The 17,486-nt window shown below is 43.0% G+C and carries 12 protein-coding genes and 1 rRNA gene; all 13 read right to left on the bottom strand.

Going from position 1 to position 17,486, the window contains the following annotated elements:
• Positions 1–73 (bottom strand): 16S ribosomal RNA (locus B9A22_RS21985); the annotation flags it as partial.
• Positions 74–620: 547 nt separating this feature from the next.
• The gene (locus B9A22_RS21980) at positions 621–1,868 is read right to left on the bottom strand and encodes an S-layer homology domain-containing protein (protein WP_084578092.1); all 1,248 of its coding nucleotides are present in this window, start codon (positions 1,866–1,868) and stop codon (positions 621–623) included.
• 174 nt (positions 1,869–2,042) lie between these two features.
• Positions 2,043–3,662, bottom strand: a complete 1,620-nt coding sequence (locus B9A22_RS21975) for a BCCT family transporter (RefSeq protein ID WP_084578091.1) — start codon at positions 3,660–3,662, stop codon at positions 2,043–2,045.
• 534 nt (positions 3,663–4,196) lie between these two features.
• The gene (locus B9A22_RS21970; RefSeq protein WP_084578090.1) at positions 4,197–5,534 is read right to left on the bottom strand and encodes a trimethylamine methyltransferase family protein; all 1,338 of its coding nucleotides are present in this window, start codon (positions 5,532–5,534) and stop codon (positions 4,197–4,199) included.
• A gap of 108 nt (positions 5,535–5,642) precedes the next feature.
• Positions 5,643–7,076: a trimethylamine methyltransferase family protein gene (locus tag B9A22_RS21965; RefSeq protein ID WP_084578089.1), complete on the bottom strand. Its 1,434-nt coding sequence runs from the start codon at positions 7,074–7,076 to the stop codon at positions 5,643–5,645.
• A gap of 28 nt (positions 7,077–7,104) precedes the next feature.
• Entirely contained in the window at positions 7,105–9,159 is a 2,055-nt protein-coding gene (locus B9A22_RS21960; RefSeq protein WP_176215646.1) for a methyl-accepting chemotaxis protein, read from the bottom strand.
• A 162-nt stretch (positions 9,160–9,321) separates the two neighbouring features.
• On the bottom strand, positions 9,322–10,173 hold the full coding sequence (panB, locus tag B9A22_RS21955; protein WP_084578087.1) for a 3-methyl-2-oxobutanoate hydroxymethyltransferase: 852 nt from the start codon (positions 10,171–10,173) through the stop codon (positions 9,322–9,324).
• A 90-nt stretch (positions 10,174–10,263) separates the two neighbouring features.
• Complete coding sequence (locus B9A22_RS21950) at positions 10,264–11,055, bottom strand: aspartate/glutamate racemase family protein (protein ID WP_084578086.1); 792 nt, start codon at positions 11,053–11,055, stop codon at positions 10,264–10,266.
• A 159-nt stretch (positions 11,056–11,214) separates the two neighbouring features.
• The gene (locus B9A22_RS21945) at positions 11,215–12,639 is read right to left on the bottom strand and encodes a trimethylamine methyltransferase family protein (RefSeq protein WP_084578085.1); all 1,425 of its coding nucleotides are present in this window, start codon (positions 12,637–12,639) and stop codon (positions 11,215–11,217) included.
• Between the two features lie 55 nt (positions 12,640–12,694).
• The gene (locus B9A22_RS21940) at positions 12,695–13,912 is read right to left on the bottom strand and encodes an NAD/NADP-dependent octopine/nopaline dehydrogenase family protein (RefSeq protein ID WP_084578084.1); all 1,218 of its coding nucleotides are present in this window, start codon (positions 13,910–13,912) and stop codon (positions 12,695–12,697) included.
• A gap of 46 nt (positions 13,913–13,958) precedes the next feature.
• Complete coding sequence (locus B9A22_RS21935) at positions 13,959–14,759, bottom strand: methyltetrahydrofolate cobalamin methyltransferase (RefSeq protein WP_084578083.1); 801 nt, start codon at positions 14,757–14,759, stop codon at positions 13,959–13,961.
• Positions 14,760–14,774: 15 nt separating this feature from the next.
• On the bottom strand, positions 14,775–15,413 hold the full coding sequence (locus B9A22_RS21930; RefSeq protein ID WP_084578082.1) for a cobalamin B12-binding domain-containing protein: 639 nt from the start codon (positions 15,411–15,413) through the stop codon (positions 14,775–14,777).
• A gap of 364 nt (positions 15,414–15,777) precedes the next feature.
• A complete protein-coding gene (locus B9A22_RS21925) occupies positions 15,778–17,229 on the bottom strand; it encodes a sigma-54 interaction domain-containing protein (protein WP_217806018.1) in 1,452 nt (483 codons plus the stop codon).
• Positions 17,230–17,486 lie beyond the last annotated feature (257 nt).

The following is a 17,486-nucleotide window of genomic DNA, read 5'->3' as shown; positions in this document are numbered from 1 at the left end:
TACTCCGTTCGACTTGCATGTGTTAGGCACGCCGCCAGCGTTCGTCCTGAGCCAGGATCAAACTCTCCAATAAAGTGTATGCCGTCTATATGTTTCTCTGCTATCCCTGCTACTATCTTTATTAAGGAAGACATGCTTCTTAATCAGGACGAGACAGGCACATGTTCAAAGTCACACAGTGACTACATTATATTGAAGCCATTTAATGGCTCATTAAAATCAAAAATTGTTTTTGGTTTGTGTCTTGCGACACGCACGCTACACTGGCCCGTACAATGTATCGAGAATCCATAACAAGACGGCCGCTTAGACCATTCTTATCATGAAGCTCGTACGATAGTACGCTTTTTATGATGCATTACTTTACATTGTTCAGTTTTCAGGGAACGTTGCGCATAAATGCGCTAGTGTCTTAGACTTGCCATGGTCGGCATGTTGTCCTTGACCGTTTCTATATATTATCACGCTTACTTTATCGTGTCAACATAATCTTTATTGATTATCTTTTGCTAAATTTACCATTTCTCATTGCAAAAGATTGAAGAACCCGCCTAAAACTTATCATTTTAAGCGGGCTCTTGCTGCGTTTTACGGCAGTTCTCCTTTGTTTACGTCACTACCTAGAAGGAATAGGACAAGCTAGTAATTAGATTACGTCTACCATCCGGGCTAGTGCCATTTTTGTCTTTCATATCATTGTACTGCACTGTTAGAATGCCGTTTTTAAATACAGTGTACTCAAAACCATATTCCAAACCTTTGGTATCGTTAAGAGCTGCACGGCCTCCGGCTACATCGGTAGCATCCGGAGTGCCCCACCATTCTGGGTCAAAGGCTCTATCAGCTTTTCTATAGCCTACCCAAACCCCATAGGAATGCTCTTTAGAACCGTCAGCCCCCATATATTTCAGATTGCTATACCAACCTTTAGCCTCAGAACCATTATTCGCTTGTTTCGCCACTTCAGCTCCATTTTTACCGTATTCAGCTTTTAAGACAAATTTGTTGAAAGCATAACTGAACCCAATAGCCTTCGTTTTATATTCATTAAAATCTTGGCTATCTGTAAAATAAGCTAAGCTCATGTCGAAGTTAGGAGTAAACGCATAGTTCATATCAGCATATGCATAGTTAGGTGAATCCCAACCATCGCTATGATACTTGGCGGTACCTGCGCTCACTTTCACCTTATTCCCAAAGTTAATCTTCGCACCATCCCAGTCATGCCAGGTATCACATGCAAGACCTTTACCAACAGGTAAAACCATACGACCTGCGGTAAAATTCACGCCATCAAAAAGTTTGCCTGATAAATAAGCAAGATCTATATATGCACTGCCATCATCGCTCGTTTTCTTTGACTCACTGTGCAATCGTGCATTAAAAGATATGTCATCTGACAGCTGGGTAGCCATATTTAAACGTACACGCGTCTTCAGTGCAGTGGAGTCTATACCACTATTAGGAGCAACTTTTGTCCACTCATAACGCTCACGGAACGATCCGGAGAACTCAATATTACCCTGCTTTTTTTCCACCTTAGTCAGGCGAACATTTAGACCTTCCAGTTCGGATTTGTACTCAGCCGCTAATTTGTCAATAAGGGCTTTATCAGCCGCATTGGCTTTGTCAGCGTGAGCTATAGCGTTGGAAATAATAGCAGCCATTTCATAACGGCTAACTGTTCTTTCGCCCTGGTAGCTGCCATCGCCGCTACCGGAAATGATACCAGCATTAGCCAACTTCTGAACAGCGTCATACGACCAGTGTTTCGCCGGAACATCTGCGAAAGGATTGGCAGCAAAAACAGTACCTGCCATACTTAGTCCAAATACTAGAGCCAAAGTAGTAGCTACGGTCTTTTTCATTTATATTTCCTCCTTGAATTTTCCATAAATATTTGATAATATAATCTAGTTAGTTTAATTAAATCCATTTTTTGCCGCTTTCGTTCTGTTGCCTCAGAGCGGGCGGCGCTTTTTTATTTCGAGCTCTGTTAACATCATCATTACTGCAAACTCCTCTTACAGTCCGTGATTTACTTATCCTTTAATTGTCGGTTTTCCATGATATGCCTCGATAACTGCTTCTTCAGACATCAGCGCCTTCTTGGTTTTCGATTTGATCGGGCTTCCGTCGGCATGATAGTCATTTTTGAAGGTATCATAAAGGCTCGGGTTAAGGGCAACTTTTACCAGAGCATAGCACATAATCAGTTCAAGAATCAGTGCTGGTCCACCGCCAAGATTAGATAACATTTTGATACCGTCCACTCCTGCGGTAGAGATCATTACATAGGTCACAACTCCGATAATTCCTCCCCAGAAAATTTTAATGCCCATAGGCGGTTCCGGGTCGGCAGGAGAAATGCCAGTCGTACTCATACCGCCAAGAGTCGTGGCGTAAGCGTCAGAGCCTGTTACATAGGATAGGAACATGCAGAATACGAATATGGTACTAGTAATCAGAGCTAGAGGATATTGATCCAGGAAAGCGTACACCGAAAACTCGGTTCCCTTAGCCATGGCCTCCACCAGCCTCCCGCCGTGAAGTTCGCTATATATGGCGGCACCGCCGAATATAACCATCCATACAATGTCAAACAAGGCTGGAAGGATAAACTGAACAGTCAGAGCTTTTCTAATGGTATGGCCATAGGAAATCTTACCCAGGAACATTCCTGATATCGGAGCCCATGCCAACCAGTTGCACCAGTAGAATATGGTCCACCAGCCAGCCCAGGGATCATCCGCCGCTGCACCTGTAAAGGAAGCCTTGGCAAAGAAAGTCTGTAGGTGATTGGCAAATGACTCTACACCGAGATTCAACATAAATGCGGTCGGGCCAAGGACAAATACGAATATCGCCATGGCAAAGAAGACGATGGAGTTAATTTCCGATAACCTTTTGATTCCATTAAAAAGACCAGTAATCGAAGAAATAACAAAGGTCAAGACTACTGCGGCGTCAACGACTGCCCAGAGAAACGCGCCAGTCTGGACTCCCGTAAGTTTGTTGAGCCCGCCTGCGATCGAAAGAACCCCTGCTCCCAGGCAAGCTGCCATACCGGCGATCAACGCATACATACAGCATGCGTCAATTCCCTGTGCCCATTTGCCGAGCACCTTGTCGCCAAAGACAGGGGTGAGAGTTGAACCAAGGCTGTAAGGCTTTTTCATGTTATAGTAGGCGAATGCAAACATTATGGAAGGTACTGCATAGATTGCCAGTGGAAGGAATCCCCAATGAATGAACAGGGTCGACATGGCAAATACTGCCGCTTCCGGACTATTCTTCGCAATATTGAGAGACTTCGGCGGATCTGTCAGATGGTAAAGCGGCTCTGCCGTAGCCCAGAACAAAATACCGATGGCTATGATGCTGGTCAAGGTTATAGAAAAATATCGCCAGTCGTCAAGCATCGGAGCGGCATCTTTTCCGCCGATTCTCACATCACCGAACTTGGAACACATCACGAAAATGATGACCCCAAGCATTACCAAAACACCCAAGCAAAAAGCCCAGGCAAAATTGCTCATTAACCATTTGTTTGATTCATTGATCATTTTACCGAAGCCGGCTTTGTCAATGAAGTTGTAGGCGCATGCCGCAATAAAAAGAATCACTGGCGGCCAAAACGCAATAGGTCTTATATTTCCCATTCTATTTCCTCCTTTTTTGTACCTCAGACACATGACCGACTGTTTCAATGTAACAGTCAATCAAGGAATAACGCTTCGGATTTTCCGAAAATTGGAACAATAAGAAAAATACTCAGACTGATCGAACAAAGCACTAGGTTTGAGCTGATGTTTTCGATAACGCCAATTCATTCCTCCTTTCTTCAGCAATGCAGCATTTTTTTATTAAATTAATATCTCCTTATGTTATTGTAATTGCAATTACCATGCCAATTTTTTATTGATTAATTGGATCGAAAAAAAATAAATCAGGTGCCAAAAAGTCTTGTTTCCTGGCATCTGATTTATCTATTTTACAGAAAATTCGGCCTTGTGAAAATTGAAACTCTTTTTACTAATAAATTACGATTCGTTTGCGAAAAATTTGAGTCGTCTCCGATTCATCTGTTATACCATCGTCTCCTTGTTATGACTACTAATTCCATACTACTTTCCCATGAGGCGATGAGCTCTGTTTTGGCTAATAATGCATGAGCGATCTTTTTATTGTACGAATTACATTTGCTGCAGAAATTCAATGTACTGTTCATCAAACCCTTTTTTAACCAAATAATCGACCAACTGCTGATGTATTGCTTGGGAAAGTTCAGGCTTTTGGTAACTCTCCAACATCGCATTTTTTTTGTTTGTTATATTCTCGAAAAGCTTATCTGATGGGTCTCCGAGCACAGTACCGCTGAGACTAGTCTCTGGTATATTGTTATTAACCTTACATCCATCGCGATACCGCTTCGCTATTTTAATTATTTCCAGATCGATAATAAATTTCTCATAGGACATTGACGCATATCCATCCATGACTCCGGAGCTTTGGAATATAAGATTCATCCCTGCCTGCTGAGTAACCAGGTAAGTCAGCATACTCTCATAACCAGCCTGCACAGACAGCGACTTCGCATCTGTCAGCGCTCCACCGCCTCGGCATGGCAGCCTATAGGCTTTTGCCAACCGAGCTGCATATTCATAACACAAAGCACCTTCCGGTGAACCAATAGCAATGCAGCCTGTCTTCATATCAGAGGTGGTACTTTGTGAGCCGTAGACAACCGGAGTGCCTTCCTTTAACATCTGGGTAACTGCAATTCCTGCTAGAACTTCAGCATTGGTTAACGCAATAGTACCTGCCAGCGTAACCGGCGCAGTAGTTCCAGCCATCGAACAGGCGGCAATAACAACTGGCTGTGCATGTTTAACAAATACCATTATCGTTTCCAGAGTATTTTTATCATACTGCAGTGGAGTACTGGTATTGGTAACCGCTATGATTCTCGGCTTTTTCACTAGTTCGTCCTTACCAAACAGAATACCCAGCATATCCATTCCTTCTTGAACTACTTCTACCGGACCAGTACCTGTCGCAATCCCTTTGTCCGAGTATAGAATATTGGCATACAAAAGCAAACAAACACTGTTCTGACTGCTTATATCAGCAGGTTGAACCACAGGACATCCATTTATTTTATAAATGTCAGCCTGCTGATAAAGTTTGAGAAAATTGATATAGTCAGTCATCATTGCAGGCCGCGTAGTTCCGTCACTACCTAAAATGACAGATGCGCCACCTCCCGGACCGCACTCAACATTATCTCCGCCAACAACCATATCATAGCGGGGATTGCGGGCATAAAGAGTAAAAGTAGCTGGTGCTTTGCAAACCCATTCGCTAATTTGCTCCCTTGAAATAAAGGCGTTCTGTCCGCATACCTTTATCCCTTTTTGCCGCAATAGCTCAACGACTTCTGGATGATGAAATTTTACACCAGTCCTTTCCAATATTTGCATTGACGCTTCATGAATCTGTCTTAACTCTTCATCCATACAATCAAGTTTCATTCGTATGCTCTCCCTCTTATTTTTAAAATTTGGAGCGTAGAGAATGCTAAAAAAAGCAACACAGTATCCTGACTGTTCATTTTGTCAGAAATACTGTGTTGTCCTAATTTACTCCATATGTTGCAAAGATTCTATGTACTTAGCATCAAAGCCTTTGGTAACTAAGTAATCAACTAGTTGTTGCTGAATTTCTGGCGAAAATTCCGGCCGCTGATAAGTGGTCAGCATTTTTTCTTTCTTATTTCTTATTTTTTCAAGAAGTGCCTCTGACGGATCACCCATTACCGTGCCTCGGAGACTGATCTCCGGTATAAACGGTTCCTTGCGGCAATGCTTCATGGTATGCTCTGCCGTCAGGAAATGCCCCGCAATCCCCACCTCGTGTATGACATCCACTGCCAGGGTAGTAGGATTCACTTTAACTCCTTCAAGATAGCGTTTCACCATGCGAATTATCTCCAGATCGACCACGAATTTTTCATAGGACATAGATGAGTAACCGTCCATGATGCCTGCGCTTTGGAATATAAGATTCATTCTTGCTCGATGAGTAGCCAAATGGGTCAGCATGCTTTCATAGCCAGCCTGCACAGAAAGCGATTTCGAATCTGTCAGCGAACCGCCGCCACGGCAAGGCAGTCCATAAGCTTTGGCTAGGCGAGCCGCATACTCATAACATAAGGCTCCTTCCGGTGAACCGATGGCAATACAACCTGTCCGCATATCAGACGTGGTAGTTTGTGAGCCGTAGACAACCGGGGCACCTTCGCTTAGCATTTGAGTAACTGCAATGCCGGCTAACACCTCCGCATTGGTTAAGGCAATTGTACCTGCCAGCGTAATCGGAGCGGTAGTTCCGGCCATTGAAGCTGCCGCAATAATGACTGGCTGCGCATGTTTAACAAACACCATCATGGTTTCCAGCATATTTTTGTCAAACTGCAACGGAGTATTGGTATTGACAATTGTTATTGCCCGTGGCTTCTGCGCCCACTCCTCCTGACCAAAAACGATAGCCAATATATCCATTAACGCCTGCACTTCTTCAACTCCGCCAGTGGCGGTTATAATTCCCTTATCTGAGTATAGAATGGTCGCATACAACATTAGGGATATACAGTGCTTACTGGTAATATCTGTCGGCTGAACTACGAACCCACCATTCACTTTATAGAGGTCACTTTGGTGGTACAACTTGAGAAAATTCACGTAATCCGTCATTAGTGAGGATCGCTTCGATCCGTCACTATCAGAAATAGCAGGCGACCCAGACCCTGGGCAGCACTCGACGTTATCTCCGCCAACAACAATATCATATTGGGGATTACGAGCATAAAGAGTAAAGGTAGATGGTGCCTTGCTAACCCACTCGATAATTTGCTCCCTTGTGAAGTAAGCAGTTTGTCCACACACCTTTATGCCTTTTTGCTGCAATAGTTCTATTATTTCAGGGTGATGAAATTTCATGCCGGTTTTTTCCAGAACTTGCATTGATGCTTCATGAATTTGCCTTAACTCTTCATCCATACAATCAAGTTTCATTCGTACGCCCCCTATTCATATATATCCATTATACACGAAATTTTACGACATTTTCCTGAAGTTCTTGCGCAAGCTGAGTAAGCGACTGGCTGGAGCAAGCAATTTCTTCCACAGATGCCGCTTGCTCTTGGGTTGCAGCCGATACAGTCTGGACTTCACTGGACGCTTGTTTACTCAAATCTTCGATCCGTTTCACCGACCCGACAATCTGCTGGCTGCCAGCTGCCATTTGCTCAATTGCCGCAGATATAGCCTTGACTTGGTCAGATACGTGAGTAACCTGCGTCGTAATTTCCATAAAGGTTTCACCGGCGGTATTAATTACTTCAGTTCCCAGCCGAACTTCCCTGGCCCCATCATTCATTACTTCCACTACCCTCACCGTATCGCCCTGAATTTGACCAATCATTGTACCAATCTTACGAGCAGCTTCTTGAGACTGTTCAGCCAATTTACGAACCTCTTCGGCAACAACGGCAAATCCCCGCCCTTGTTCACCTGCACGAGCTGCCTCAATCGCAGCATTCAAAGCGAGCAAATTTGTCTGTCCGGCAATACCTGAAATGGTATCTACGATCTGCCCTATTTCTTTAGACTGATCACTCAGCTTAGTAACAGCTTCAGCAACTGCTTGGACTGATTGTTCGATGGCCTTCATTTGGGTAATTGCTTTTTCTACAGTCTTGCCACCATCGGTCGCCTTGTTAGTCGCATTAACTGACTCCTCAGCAACTGCGTTAGCATTGCCCGCAACTTGCTTGATACTCATTGACATCTGTTCTACTACCGCGAACGTATCGTTCGCTACAGCCAATTGCGCCTCCATGCCTTTTGTCACATCTGTAATTGAACTGGCAACTTGATTGACAGTTTGAGCCGACTGGTCAGCACTGGCAGTAAGCTGCTGTGCTGAAGCGGCCAATTGTTCGGCAGTACGGGCCGTTTTGCCAATCATCTCCCGCAGATTTTGAATCATCTGAGCAATGCTGCTCTCTAAAATACCCACTTCATCCTTAGTACCACGCTGCTGAACCTCTGCAAGCAAATCACCATCAGCAACACGCTGCGCAACCATTGACAATGCCACCATAGGCTTAGTGATAGAACGAGCCACTACTACTGCTACAACCAATCCAATAACAAAACACATTATTGCTACAATTACTAAAGTCTTATTAATTTTGTTATAACTTGCCGCCACCTCGGCAGCAGGTATAAGAGAAATCAGTCTCCAATTTGTTTCTGGCGATGTATAGACGTTTGCAAGATAATCTGATCCAGCTATACTAATCTCTGCAGGACCGGAATTCATTTTCGCTAGTTTAGCAAATGCTGAAATATCCGCAAGCTTTTTAGAATTATTGTCAGGTGTACGGGGATCTGCCACAATGGTGCCTTCATTGTCAGCTAAAATAACATAGCCATTTTCACCAATCCTGATATTTTTTATTTCCCCGGTTAAGCCATCAAGACTTACATCAAGACCCTGAACCCCGATAATCTCACCTGAAGAGTTAGTAATCGTCTTGACTGTACTTATGTAATATTGTTGATTGAAACTATAAGGATTACTTCTGGCTACTTTACCGCTATTAGCCATTGCAGTCTGGTAATATGGCCGGTTACTGGGGTCATACTTTGCGGGAATTTCCGCCACAGGCCATTGAATATAGCCTTTATGCTTAGTAGCCATATAGACATAAGCAAATTTGGGATGAGTTTTAGCGAATTGTTCATACATATTATAAATATCTTGTTCTATTCCTACGCTTTGCGCAAGTGAATTCACCGTAGGTTTTTCTTTATCTCTATATGATCGTATCGATTCATCAGCCCTGGTAACTGCAGGATGAGTTGCTAAATAATTACAGTTTTCATTTACTGCCTCAAAAAATGTATTAATCGTATTATTAACCTGGATCATTTCTTTTGTCGAAGACGTAATAAAATCTTGTTTAGTTTTGTTTTCGGTAAAATTCAAAACAACAAAGCCAATTATTGCAATTGGCACGATAATTAACAATAGAAAAATCACGATCAGCTTACTGCGCATACTAGAATAATTATTACTCCACTTTGCCATGAAAGACACCTCACTACAAATTGGCATGAAATGCTTTAACCAACAAAAATAGCCTCCCGGATTTTACTAGAATATTCAGTAAAATCCAGGCTAACTTTTAGTTATTATCAATGCATTACACTGACCTATATTATTAGGTGTGAGTCATATTCATCCTTCAAATTACGCTTCCACCATGTCTTTAAGCTTGTTTAGTTCTTCTTCCGGCATGCCATAGCAATGTTCCTTCGCTGGAAACGCGCCTTTTTCGACTTCTTCTTTATATTGGTTCAAGGCTTCCAAAATGGAGGCGTTTAGATTAGCATACTTTTTTACAAATTTAGGCACAAAGCGATCAAAGAAGCCAAGCATATCATGTACGATCAAAAGCTGTCCATCGCAATGGATACCTGCACCAATGCTGATGATTGGCACTTTGCTTTTTTCTGTTATGATCTTAGCAACTTCAGGCGGGATAGCTTCCAGCAGAATTGAGCACACACCGGCAGCTTCTAAAGCTGCAGCATCTTCAATAATACGGTAAGCCGCTTCAGCCGAACGACCTTGGGCTTTGAAGCCACCCAGTGCAGATGTGGATTGCGGCGTGAGCCCCAAGTGACCCATAACAGGAATACCGGCGTTAACAATAGCCCTTACAGCCTCTGCCATGGCTATTCCGCCCTCCAATTTGATACAGTCAACATTAGCTTCTTTCATAAAACGACCTGCATTCCGAACGGCCTCTTGCGGTGATACTTGATAAGATAAAAACGGCATATCACCAATGACAAAGGCGTTGGGCGCACCACGTTTTACAGCTGCCGCATGAACAATCATCATATCCATCGTTACTGGTAATGTTCCATCAAAACCATATACTGTCATGCCCAGGGAATCGCCACACAAAATAATATCAATGCCGGCTTTTTCTTCTAAAAGAGCCATTGGGTAATCATAACCGGTGATCATGGTGATTTGCTCTTTTTTAGCTTTCTTCTCCATAAGATAAGGAATTGTTACTTTCGCTCTGGTCATCCATATTCCTCCCGTTTTATCGTCTTATTAATTCTATATAATTCTGAAAATTATCAGACCTATGTTGCCTTCTACTTATTCATTACCTAATTAAACATGACCGTAATAATCCCGGTGAGCTACTACAGAATACGCATAATCAAGGAGTGTCCCCCAACTATATACCGGTAGATCAACTTCACGCTGTATCGCCCGGGCAAAAGGCTGCATTCCTGTACATTCCAGCATAATTGCTCCAATGTTAGGGTTTGCTTTGATAAACTCTTTGGCTGTAAAGACCATCTGCTCTTCAGCTTGCTCGTAGTATGCTTCCGGACAATCAGGCCGTTTCAGTGGATTCCACAAGTTGTCAAACTCTGAGCAGCCATATTCGTCCTGGGCTCCGGCAATTATGTAGTTACTGCCTGGAGTAATCCCCACATTCTTTAGATGGTCTTCGCTTAAAAACTGTTTTTGGGCACAAATTATGCCGACCATTTTATTCGGACTTATCACCTGTTGAATAAAAGGAACCTGTAACAAGCTAGACATGAACACCGGTACATCTACTGCTGCAGCTACGTCTTTCTGAAAGAAGGCAAAGTAACCGCACTCTGCTGCGATTGCCCTGCAGCCCAGCCGCTCTAGCTTTCTTGCTGCTGCTACTACAGACTCGCGGCATTGTGCCGGATTCTTATCATATACCAACGTTTTGTTGGTTACACCTTCTGCAATCTCATATTGTATTGGATAGGGAAAAGCACTGGCATTGCGCACATCTCCGGGAAATCCGGGATAGGCGTCATTCAACAGGACAATTCCTAAACCCATGCCGTAACACACATGGTTTTTGCGGGTTTTAATATGATTGATGCCAAAATCACGGTTTTGCCAAAAAATCATCTCCGAATATGCCTCCTCTGCTAAACATTACCTACAGATTTGGTAGTCGGATCTGTGGAGTTTGTACCAGGATTTAGCTAGAAACTTGACTTCCGTTGCCAAGGTGCTTGGACTAAATCCTGGTTAAAATACCGTTACCCCACAGGACTACATGTTTTCTTATAATCCGAGCTTCTGCTCCCATTTCGCCAACTTCTCTAATATTGAGTCATCGAGTTTGGGAACCTCATGTTCTTTCAGAATGTCTGCAATTTTCACCTTAATCTTTCCACTTACTTCAGAGAAGTCTTCGTTATTCATCTTTCTGCTGAATAGGCTGGGATACCAAACCTTACGGAAATTTTTGTTAGTGTGAGTCTCTCCCAGGTAATGTCCGCCAGGTCCTACCTTTTCAATTACGTCAATAGCAAAATCCTCATCTGCTACCTCGATGCCTGCGGTATAGTGCTTTAAGCCTTCAATAATTTCGTTAGCCAAAACTACTAATTCAGGTGACACACTCTTGCAATGATCCATTACACCCACATCATGAATGATATTGGCTTTACTTAGCATAGTGGAAAATATTTCGACGCTGGCTTCCGCTACAGCTTGCTCATCGATGACCTTAGCGTCAGAGCAACCTGCTGTGCCATAGAAAGGCAGCCCATAATATGCCACTAAGTCCGCCATAGCAGCAATATTAAGGTGGAACTCAGGGGCCGCGTAACTACCAATACTGGTCCGCATATCAAACACAGACGGCATTGCGCCATAAATGAATGGAGCTCCTTCGCTAACTAATTGAGTCAGAACTAACCCGGCCAAAGCTTCAGCATTACACTGTGCCAGCGTTGCCGCCTTGCTCATAGGTGACGTACCACCCATCATGCAGTAGGGCATATACACAAAGGGTATGCGATTTTCTGCGCTGATATATATTTTCTCTGTGCTTTCCAGTGGGTGAGTCAGCGGTGGTATCGGCTCACAATAATTGAAAATAAAGGGTTTTTCCTGCAGCTTATCGAGGCCGCCTGCTATATCAGCGGCAATGTCGATGATGTCCTGAAGGGATTCTATATCATTGGTAGAGAAATTAATAGTTTTGCTAAAGTTTTTTACTGTTTCGATAAATGTGCTTTGTGTCTGTACTTTAGGGTCAACATCTGCCGTCATGCCTACCGATAAAACAAAATAGATATTAGGCAGATAGTCGGCAACCTTACACATTGTTTGGATATCTTTTTTTAGAAATTGACGTACTGTGTTTGTAAAGGGGTCGACAATTTCCAGTTGATCTGAATGTGTTCCGAAATACACCTGGTTTTCACTATTGATTACCATGGCCGGCTGCCCATCACGTGTATATAGTGTTATTTCTTTGGGAGCGCTTTTGAGCGCCTTGTCAACCATCGTGCGCGTAATGCGAATTAGACCGTCATCGCCCAGGGTCGCACCGTTATCTAACAAAAGCTTTACGGCACGTTCACCGGTTACTTTCATTCCGATATTTTCCATGATATACATGCTTTTCTCATGGATTTTATCAATCTTTTCTTGGTTTAGTACGGAAAAATTAATGTTCCGTTTGATTGGCGTTGCCATATGTTATTCTCACTTTCCTTTCCCGCTGGTGCCAAAGTCGCATTGAGCCCTATTCTTATTTGCAAACGCCTTCACGCAGATAAGCGTTCATTTCTTCTTTGTTCATATGGCCGATACCCAGATAATCCAGTGTGTAGCCTAGTTGATAGAAATCTCTGTTCAATATTGCTGATGCAAGATTAATCATCGAATCAATTACCGGGGTTTTGACACCGAACTTTTTACCGAGCTCATGATACACATGGCAGCCTACAGGAATATCTTCAGTAATATATCTGTTTTCCATGGTAAACGGGCCGGTGCCAAACTGAATCGGATCTTGTTGCTCAAACGGAATAACATAATCCTCACCCATATATTCTGCCCCTAACACATTTTCCCGGGAGAAGAATTGTTCCTTCTTGTACGGCTGAATCCCAACACCCATAGCTTCAGCCAAGTTGCATTCCTCTTTATAGAAGGAGTATTGTACCTCAGAAATCGACGGACAATAAGCATGGGAGTAAATACTATATTTGTATTTGTCCTCTCCAAAAATCACGCCAAAGTTTTCCATAACGCCTACGCCTAAGATAGTTCCCGGGCAGTGAAGTACTGGATTAACATTACTAAAACCGGTATCCATTACGGTATCGCCGGCAACTGCGCCCTGGCCCTTTGTTACAGCATCCATTGATGGCAGATATTTTGAGCTTTCAAGGAATGCTTCAGTATCACAAGCTGGCAGAGCTGCTCCCCTTAAAGTGATTGCCCGGTAATAAACACGAATCTTAGGAAGAATGACTCCGCCCTTAATTTCTACGCGGCTGCCATAGGTAGAGCTAGACCACCCGCCGATAATAACCTTCTTGGTGCAGCCTGCTTCCCGCATCATTTTTCTCAAAATCAAAGAACCATAGTTGTCAGGGAAAATGTGGATTACCATACCATCTTCCAGAGCTGGTATTAACTTTTTGAAAAATGGTACATGTCCTGCACAGGGAGTAGCTACCACTACCAGCCCTGCCCCCTTCACAGCCTCAGCTACATCAGTAGTAACCAGCTCCATTTGCGCATTACCGTTCCGCTCAAAACCATACAGATTCAGTTGGTCGCCGAAGAATTTAATTCCTGATTCTTTAATTCCGAATAAAGTTTTTTCAGCAAACGGCGGCAGATCGCAAATACGAACTTTGGCTCCACCTAAGGCACAATCCCCTGCAATGGCTTTACCTACAGCGCCGGCACCAAGTACCGCTATCGGCTTTTCTTTTAAATACTCCATATTTTCCATTTGTTATTTCCCCCTCAATAATTGTTAAATATTTTTATTTTTACGACTATTCCGGATAGAACCCTTTGCGGTGGGCTTTGATATAGCCCATACAATAGTCATCCTGCCCCAGCAGTGTTTTCGCTGCGTAAATAAGGCCCATCATACCCTTGTCAGTTGGATTCAGAATATATCCATCCATACCGGCCGCCATAGTTTGGGATACAAACAACCGGTTTAGGTATTTACGATTTGGTAATCCGTAAGACACATTACTGAGTCCGCACATAAAGTGAACTCCCGGATACTGCTGTTTGATCATTCTTATAGTTTCCAGCACTTCCACACCGGCTGTCCCCACACTACTAACAGGCTTGACCAGGGGATCAAAATAGATGTCCTCATCCTTGACGCCAGCCGCTGTCAATTTCGCATAGAGGTTTTTTACGACCCGTAAACGGTCATCCGCTGTATCAGGCATACCCTGATCATCCATGCACAAAGCTACGATCTTGGCTTTATATTTTTGCACCAATGGGAGGACGGCATCAAAGCGTGGTCCTTCATCTGTGATGGAATTAATCATGGGTGTCCCGTGCTTGACCAAAGCAAGCCCGGCTTCTAAAGCTTCTGGATTAGGACTGTCAATACATAATGGGACTTGTACAACTTCCTGAATGGTATTTACCAGCCACCTCATGTTCTCAAGCTCTTCAAACACCTTATTACCACAGTTAACATCAATATAACTTGCACCAGCTTCGGCCTGTTCTATCGCTACTTGCTGGATATACTGGGCGTCTCTCTTTTCTACTGCTTCTCCAATGGCCTTACGGCTGGTATTAATTAATTCGCCTACGATTACCAACGCTATTCCCCCAGTTTACTTTTTTGCCACCAGTGCCGCAGCCATTTCCTTGCAGGCAACTGCATCAACACAATAACCGTCAGCACCAATCTTTTCAGCGAACTCAGGATACAGCGGCGCACCGCCAACCAAAATCTTCACGCTATCCCTTAGCCCCGCTTCAGTAATGGCATCAATTGTTTCCTTCATGGCCATCATGGTGGTTGTTAACAAAGCACACATACCGACAATTTGCGGCTTATGTTTTTTAATGCCTTCAACAAACTGTTCTGGCGACACGTCAATCCCCAAATCAACTACATTGAATCCGCCGCTTTCCATAATCATGACAACCAGGTTCTTGCCGATGTCATGCAAGTCTCCTTTTACCGTGGCCATCAAGAAAGTAGCCATTCCGTCCGATTCGTCTGTCGAAAGTAACGGTTTTACCAATTTCAGGCCTTCTGCTAACGCTTTAGCTGACATCATAACCTCTGGAATAAACATTTCTCCAGATTTGAACTTAGGTGCTACAATATCCATACCTGCCAGCAAGCCATTGCTCACAATTTCCATAGCAGGCACGCCACCATCTATCGCTTGTTGGGTAAGATCATGAACAGTTTCATAATCACCCTCAAATACTGCTTCTGCTATTTTTTTTAAATCACTCATACCAACTACCTCCTCTTATTTCATCGTAACATCTTAATTTAAAAAGCTTCTAGTCAACTGGTCTGCTACAAACTAGGCTTACCACCTCCAAGAATACAAAAGAGTTATACTCTGAAAAATAATGGTTTTATTAATTCCTGATGTCTATTACTAATGCATGATCCGTGCCACTTTTAATAATTAAGCAGAAAAAAAAGGGAGAAAAAGAAAAATGCTAGGAAACCCCTTGGTTTCTTAGCATTCATTCAACCTACTATTATTAAGATTCAGATAATAGCCTACTGAGATATTCTGTTTAATCGATGTATTTCCTAACGATTTTGATTCATATTCGAAACCAGACCGATTCATTTACGCTTCACACTTAATCGTGAATACCTTGGCTATTAGAGATAGTTTCACTATAATTACAATATTTTTCAATCAGCCTGTGGGCTCTGCTCTGGCTGATATTAAGTGCATGCGCAACCTTACGGGAGCTGCCGTATTTACGGAACGCTTCTACAACCATTTTACGTTCCACCTGAATAACGGCCGTATCTAATGCACTTGCTTGCGGTTCAGCCACTTCTAATAGCTGTATTTTTTTTGAAAATGCCTCAGAAAAGACTTTAGGTAAATGACAAACATTAATGACAGAATCCTCAACAACCACGACAAGTCGCTCAATCATATTTTCAAGTTCCCTAATATTTCCCGGCCATGAATAATCAAGCAAAATATCCCGGCACTCCGGAGATATGCTATGTTCCTTCTTATATTTTTTGTTAAATTGATTTAAAAAGTAATAGATAAGCGCCATGGTATCATCAGGCCGCTCACGCAGCGGCCGTAATTCCATTTCAATAACATTAAGCCGATAATATAGATCTTCGCGAAAGCTTCCCTGCTCTATCATATCTTCAATATTTCTATTTGTAGCCGAAATTATCCGGCAATCTGTCTCTTTCTCTTGACGACCTCCGACAGGAATAAAGCGTCTTTCCTGGATAACACTCAAAATCTTCCCCTGCAGACGCAGTGGCAATTCCGCTATTTCATCCAAAAACAATGTGCCCCCGTCAGCTAGTTCAACAAGGCCTGTCTTACCCTTTTGCAGTGCACCGGTAAAAGCTCCTGCCATATACCCAAACAACTCAGACTCGATCAGTTCATCCGGAATGGCCGCACAATTGATACTAATAAATGGGCCATCTTTCCGTGAACTACTCTTATGGATATGCTTGGCAAGGGCACTCTTACCTGTTCCTGTTTCGCCCAATATTAAAATATTAATATCTACAGCAGCCACTCTATCTACCAATTGCAGCAATTCTTGCATTTGGCTGCTGTTAGCCACTAGCGTAACATTCCGAAGTTCCTTTTTTCTTAAGGCCACAACCTCGTCTTGCATCCGCGCCAGTAATTCTTTTGTCTGTTCTAAATCCCGCTTTGTATCTTCTAATTGTTTGACATCCCGGCAGTTCTGTACCAATAATTCAATGTTTCCACCCTGATCATAGATAGGGTTATTGGTTACCAACATTTTGGCACCAGTCCGCGTCGTTTGTTCGAGTGTATGTTTATCCCTGCTATGAAGTGTAATAGGGGCAGTCGGTGGATAACAACCTACCTTCTCCATAAATTGCCATGAATCTATGCCAATAACATCGCTTGGTTTGATCCCAAAATACTTTTCACAGGCTTTGTTTGCATAAATGGTCACACCTTTTCCATCAGTCGCAAAAATAGCATCATAAGAATTATCTAGAATTTTTAATAATGTTTCTTTGCTCAGCTGGCTAGTATCAGTTGACACATTCTTAGATTCCTTCACACAGTCCGCCCCTCTTTCTAGATACCTTACATTATAGTATTACATCCGAAAGTTGCCTCATTGTAACGCCTGTTAATAAATACTAGATCGTTGCTAAATTATCCTCCATAGTATAATGTTTTTTGCTGCCAAGTCCGCACCAACGGCGACACCCCGGAATTGACCGTGGTGCCGCCGTTACATATTACACACAGTGAAATTAAGATTATTTTTCATGGACTATTGTGGGCAAGGGAGGCGTCCTCGATGTACATCAA

Origin of the sequence: Sporomusa malonica (assembly GCF_900176355.1) — a bacterium.
Taxonomy (GTDB): domain Bacteria; phylum Bacillota; class Negativicutes; order Sporomusales; family Sporomusaceae; genus Sporomusa; species Sporomusa malonica.
The sequence above is the reverse complement of the archived record's forward strand: the minus strand, read 5'-3'. Positions and strand labels throughout refer to the sequence as shown.